Genomic DNA, 5670 nt, shown 5'->3' with positions numbered 1-5670 from the left:
CTCCGTCACGCCCCATGAATCACCGGGGCTAACGCGATGATGCTCGAGACACACCAATGCGGCCAACCGGTTTCTTGGACTATGCGTTGATATGCATGCTCCCGGTGCGCCTGAGTTATAGATTCTCCACGAACGGCGCGCTTCACAATGGTCGATCCGGTGTCCGCGAGGTAGGGAATGAGGGGCGCTAGCGTATCCACCGCCCCGTTAAGATCCAAACGCTTGCCAGTGAAGAATGACTGGATCACAGTGGCCGCAATTCCTCCCCCGAATAGGTAGCTACCGACGTCACCGAGGAACATCGATGCAGTCGGCACGTTATATGGCAGGAAGCCCAAACCCATTCCCGCGGTGACTGCGCCCTGCATTCGGGCTTGCGCCCCGACGCGCCCAGAGGCGGCGACCGAAGCCCCCCATGCGGCCGCGGTACCACCCGAGATCCCATTAATCCCGTCCATGAAGTTAAACGCATTAACTATTGCAGGCAAGACAACCACGCCGACAAGTGCGCCCTTGACTCCTCCGGAACGGGCACCAACTCCGGCTCCCGCCACGACCTGGGCTGCGAGCCTTGGAGCCGCCCGAAGCCCCAAGTTATCGTCAAACCGGCCCACGATTCCCAGAACCGCGCTGGACGCGGTCCAGTCAAGTGACATCTTCTGCCCAGCCCTCTGAGCCACTGCCACACCGGCCGCCGCGCCCGCCAAACAGGCCAGCCCTCCCCCACGAGGGGTGGAAACGGTATGCAAAGAACGACCATTCGGAACATCGAGACTATTACGTTGATAAAGCCACGATTGGACCGCTGGGCCTGCAGCAAACGTAGCCATCGTGGAAGCCAGTAGCGCACTCAGGGCAGGGTGGGGCATGTGGCCTAGAGTCCCACAGCCGGGCGTGTCAGCGCCACGCCCATGACCCTAACGAGCGACAAACGGGTAACGTTGCACTCGGATGCGCCTAGGCCCTCAACACGTCCAAGGCGCAAGTCGAAAGCACGGGCGGTAAAAGGCCTGAGAGACCGCCCGAAGCCGGATCGCAGCTTCGAGGCGATGCGCCCCGAGCCCCGACGACGAAAGAGCCTCGCGAACTTGAAAATCGGAATTCTCAGCCACTGGTTTGATCCGGAAGGCGGCGCCGCGGCAGGTCCCGGAACGATCGCCCGAGCGCTCCAGGCTCGAGGCCACGAGATCGACGTCCTGACCGGATACCCGATCTACCCGGCAGGGCGCGTATTCGACGGATATCGGATTCGACCATACATGCGGGAGACTATTCGGGGCGTGACAGTGCACCGCGTCCCCGCGTACCCAAGTCACGATGACAATGCTGCCAGGCGAATGGCCAACTACCTCACGTATGGCGCTTCATCGACGATCGCGGCACCCGTAGTGCTTGGGAAGTCCGACGTGGTCTTCGTCTATTCGTCACCGGCGACCGCCGCGATCGCCGCAGGGCCGCTACGAGCACTAAGAGGCATCCCCTACGTCATGCAGATCCAAGACCTGTGGCCCGACACCGTGACATCGAGCGGTTTCGTGGATGGCACAGCCAGTTCTCGAATGGAGCAGGTGCTGCATGTCTTCTGCAATGAGACATATAAGAGGGCAGCGCACATTGCGGTGATCTCTGCCGGTATGGGCGATGTACTCCGGAGCCGGGGCGTACCCCCAGAGAAAATCAGCGTCATCCCCAACTGGGCTGAAGAATCGGCGTTCCGACCTGTACCGAGAGACGAAGTATTAGCGGCAAGTTTGCGGATCAACCGGAAGTTCACGATAATGTACGCAGGCAATTTCGGAGAAATGCAGAATCTGGACACCCTCCTCGATGCAGCGTCACTTCTCCGCCATCGTCGCGACATTGGTTTCGCACTCGTCGGCGCAGGTGTCCGCGGCGATAGACTGACCGAACGAGTTGAGAAGCAGGAACTAGACAACGTGATCTTCGTTGGCTCACAGCCGTTCGAAAGAATGGCTGAAATCCTCGCACTAGCGGATGCCCAGATTGTCTCACTGAAGGACGTCCCCCTCTACCGAATCACGATGCCGAGCAAGATTCAGGCCAACATGGCCGCGGGCCAGCCCATCATCGCCGCCGTAGCTGGCGATGCTGCTCGCGTAGTCGAGGAGGCAGGCTGTGGCTGGTCGGTCCCGCCGGGAGACGCGAACGCGCTGGCTTCCGCGATCGCCGAGCTTGCAGATATGAATCCTTTAGCCCGAGAAGCCCTCGGACGCAAATCTCGCGAGTACTACGCTTCCAACTTCTCAGAAAAGTCTGTCGGGGATTCCCTCGAAGATCTACTTTATCAGCACCGAAAGCGGTGGTAAACCAATGGCGAGAGTGGCAGTGGTCGGCGCTTCAGGCTTCATCGGCTCGTCTGTATGCGATGCTTTGTCAATACGAGGACACGAAGTCATGCGCCTAAAGGCACCACGCATGGATTCGACTAGAAGCACGGATGGCTTTGGAACCGCACTCGACGAGCTCAAGCGGGCGCTGTCTAAATGCGATTCGCTTATCAACTCTGCTGGGGTGCCTGCGGCGACCGGAACCGACGACCAGCAACTTCTGGCCGCGAACGGCATTCTCCCAGGCGTACTCGCAGCACTCTGCGCCGAGGCGGATGTCCGCTTTATTCATGTGAGCAGCGCAGCCGTTCAGGGACGGTGCAAGAAACTCAACGCCGACCCGTCGACGTCTCCGTTCTCCCCTTATTCGGAATCCAAGGCCCGCGGGGAATCCGAAGCACTTCGCTACTCCCGAACCTGCGTCTACCGGCCGCCAGGGGTTCACGGACCCAGTCGTACCGTGACCAAGGCAATAGCCAGGCTCGCTCGTTCTTCCGCCTCAAGCGTGGCGGGCGAGGGAACCGACAACACCGCTCAAGCACTCATAGGAAATGTTGCAGATGCTATCGCGCACCTCGCGACCTACGACAAGACTGCACCTTCGATTGTCAGTCACCCGTCCGAGGGTTTGACCACTGCCAGCTTTCTCATGGCTCTCGGTGGGCGGGCTCCACGAAGTCTACCTCGTCCGCTCGCTCGCGGCGCAGTGTCTGCCGCCTTCGCCGCTGGCCGATTAAATGACCGATTCTCGGGTCACGCACGTCGGCTAGAGATGCTTTGGTTCGGCCAGCAGCAAGCCGAGAGCTGGCTGTCACAATCTGGTTGGATAGCCCCACACCAACAGAACGCATGGCACGAACTCGGCCGTACACTAGCTCACGACTCAAACCGGAAGGATGCAGAATGACCTCCCTCAACGGAGCCACAGTTGCTATCACAGGAGGGACTGGATCGTTCGGATCGACCATGGCCCGACGCTTGTTGGACCTTGACGCCGCCCAAGTGAACATCTTCAGTCGAGATGAATCTAAGCAAGATGAAATGCGGTCGGCTTTCGACGATCCCCGACTAAGATTCTTTCTCGGGGATGTTCGCGACCAGGACAGTATCGAGAACGCTTTCGTCGGGGTTGACTTCGTTTTTCATGCCGCTGCTCTGAAGCAGGTCCCTTCGTGCGAGTTCTTTCCCGACCAAGCAGTAAAGACCAACGTCGAGGGCAGCCGAAATGTTATCAACGTTGCCCACAACCTCGGAATTAGGTCAGTCGTCTGCCTATCGACAGACAAGGCGGTCTACCCCATCAACGCGATGGGCATGTCAAAGGCATTAATGGAAAAATCGGCCCAGGCCTTTGCCCGAAATAATCCAGGGTCGCCCACCACGGTCTCAATCACCCGCTACGGCAACGTAATGTACTCCCGCGGATCAGTCATCCCATTGTTCGTGCGTCAGCTTCGTGAGGGCAAGCCTCTCACTCTGACAGAGGGGGCCATGACCCGATTCTTGATGAGCCTGGAGGAGTCCGTGGCTCTGGTTGAGCACGCCTTCTTCCACGCGGAGCCCGGCGACCTCTTTGTCAAAAAGGCTCCGGCGTGCACCGTAGATACTCTTGCCCGGGCGACCGCTAAAGTGTTCGGCATAGACGAACCGCAGATCGTCAAGATCGGTATGCGTCACGGCGAGAAAATGTACGAGACGCTTCTGGCTAGCGAGGAGATGCTCAAGGCCACCGATCAGGGCGACTACTATAGGGTGCCTTTGGACGCCCGTTCGCTTCAGTACTCGGTGTACATAGAGGAGGGCGACACCAGCGCGCCGGAGGCCGAAGACTATGACTCTAACAACACTGAACAAATGACGGTTGAACAGGCTGCGGCGATGATTTCGTCGCTTCCCGAAATATCGCGAGTCATCGCGGAGATAAAAAAATGAAAGTCATACTTACTGGGGCGAATGGATTTCTCGGATGGCACACCCGCCTCCGGCTCACTGCTCTCACCCAACATGAGATCCGACCAGTTACGCGCCACAACTGGTCGGATCTGGCCAACTTGGTGGCAGACGCAGATGCAATAGTTCACCTCGCTGGCGTCAACCGTGCGGAGACCGACGACGAAGTCGAACAGGGAAATATTTTACTCGGACGCGATATTGCGGTGGCAATTAACAGAGCAGCGCGGTCAATCCGCGTAGTGATGGCGGGAACGATTCAGGTTGAACGAGACAACCCGTACGGTCGCGGAAAGCTGGCCGCGCAGAGAGAGATCGCCCAGGCCACCATGGCCCACGGTGGCCGGTTCGTCGAAGTTCGCCTGCCTAACCTTTATGGGGAACACGGAATTCCCAACTACAACTCGTTTGTTGCCACCTTCGCGAAAGCCTTGATCGATGGAAAAACACCCCAAGTCACCGACAATGATGTGGAATTACTCCACGCCCAGGACGCAGCTCAGTCGCTCATCGACGCTCTTGAGACCCGCGCGGAAGCCATTCGACCAATCGGTGAGACTACTAGAGTCATCGCAGTCTGGGAACTGCTGCAGGAGTTCCACAGTTCCTACTTTCCTGACGGCGAGATTCCGGACCTCAGTTCAAAGTTCCGCATTGACCTATTCAATACCTACAGGGCCGGGCTATTTCCCGAGCGTTACCCGATTGTCTTAAAGCCTCACTCGGATACCCGCGGATCGTTTGTAGAGACCGTCCGCTGCCGCGGAGGAGAGGGGCAGTCTTCATTTAGTTCGACGCTCCCTGGGGTCACCCGCGGAGAGCACTACCACCTGACAAAGATCGAACGATTTGCCGTAATCCAAGGTGAGGCTCGAATAAGCCTTCGAAAGATGTTCGGGGGCCGAGTGATAGACTTCGTAGTTTCGGGTCGCGATCCCGTAGCGGTCGACATGCCAGTCGGCTGGGTTCACAACATTACTAACATTGGCGACAAGACGCTGCTGACGCAATTCTGGAGCCACGAGCTTTTCCGTCCCGAGGCCTCCGACACATTCCCCGAGTCCGTTCGACCCGCCGACGAGGAGTCACTCAAATGAAGGTCATGACCATCGTTGGCACCCGGCCCGAACTCATCCGCCTGGCCCGAGTCATCCATCGCCTGGACTCGACTGACGGGATTGACCACATCTTGGTTCACACTGGCCAGAATTACGACTACACCCTCAACCAGGTCTTCTTCGACGACCTCGGCCTACGGCAACCAGACTATATGCTCGGTGTAGACACCTCGAGCCTAGGAGCAGTTCTCGGTAGCACCTTGATTGCCTCAGAGAAGGTCATCTACCAAGAGGCGCCCGACGCGGTCCTGGTC

General features: G+C 58.5%; 6 protein-coding genes. 5 read left to right on the top strand and 1 reads right to left on the bottom strand.

Annotated elements, in window-relative coordinates; genetic code table 11:
• Positions 1-5: 5 nt before the first annotated feature.
• Positions 6-656: a hypothetical protein gene (locus CEY15_RS19140; RefSeq protein ID WP_428844206.1), complete on the bottom strand. Its 651-nt coding sequence runs from the start codon at positions 654-656 to the stop codon at positions 6-8.
• A 255-nt stretch (positions 657-911) separates the two neighbouring features.
• On the opposite strand from CEY15_RS19140, the gene CEY15_RS17255 reads away from it, so the two are divergent.
• From CEY15_RS17255 to CEY15_RS17235, 5 genes are all read left to right on the top strand, one after another.
• On the top strand, positions 912-2327 hold the full coding sequence (locus tag CEY15_RS17255) for a glycosyltransferase family 4 protein (protein WP_095719444.1): 1416 nt from the start codon (positions 912-914) through the stop codon (positions 2325-2327).
• A 4-nt stretch (positions 2328-2331) separates the two neighbouring features.
• The gene (locus CEY15_RS19135; protein WP_095719443.1) at positions 2332-3255 is read left to right on the top strand and encodes an NAD-dependent epimerase/dehydratase family protein; all 924 of its coding nucleotides are present in this window, start codon (positions 2332-2334) and stop codon (positions 3253-3255) included.
• Positions 3252-4280 (top strand): polysaccharide biosynthesis protein, encoded by a 1029-nt coding sequence (locus CEY15_RS17245; RefSeq protein ID WP_095719442.1) that lies wholly within the window; start codon positions 3252-3254, stop codon positions 4278-4280. The genes CEY15_RS19135 and CEY15_RS17245 overlap by 4 nt, the downstream gene beginning before the upstream one ends.
• Positions 4277-5395 carry an NAD-dependent epimerase/dehydratase family protein gene (locus CEY15_RS17240; RefSeq protein ID WP_095719441.1) on the top strand — a complete coding sequence of 373 codons (1119 nt, stop codon included), beginning with the start codon at positions 4277-4279 and terminating at the stop codon, positions 5393-5395. The genes CEY15_RS17245 and CEY15_RS17240 overlap by 4 nt, the downstream gene beginning before the upstream one ends.
• Positions 5392-5670 (top strand): UDP-N-acetylglucosamine 2-epimerase (locus CEY15_RS17235; protein ID WP_176475175.1); only part of this gene is annotated, 279 nt, incomplete at its 3' end. The genes CEY15_RS17240 and CEY15_RS17235, both read left to right, overlap by 4 nt.

It is taken from the genome of Dietzia natronolimnaea (genome assembly GCF_002289575.1).
In the GTDB taxonomy this organism is placed as follows: domain Bacteria; phylum Actinomycetota; class Actinomycetes; order Mycobacteriales; family Mycobacteriaceae; genus Dietzia; species Dietzia natronolimnaea_A.
Note: the sequence above shows the minus strand (reverse complement) of the source record. Positions and strands in the feature narration are given on the sequence as shown.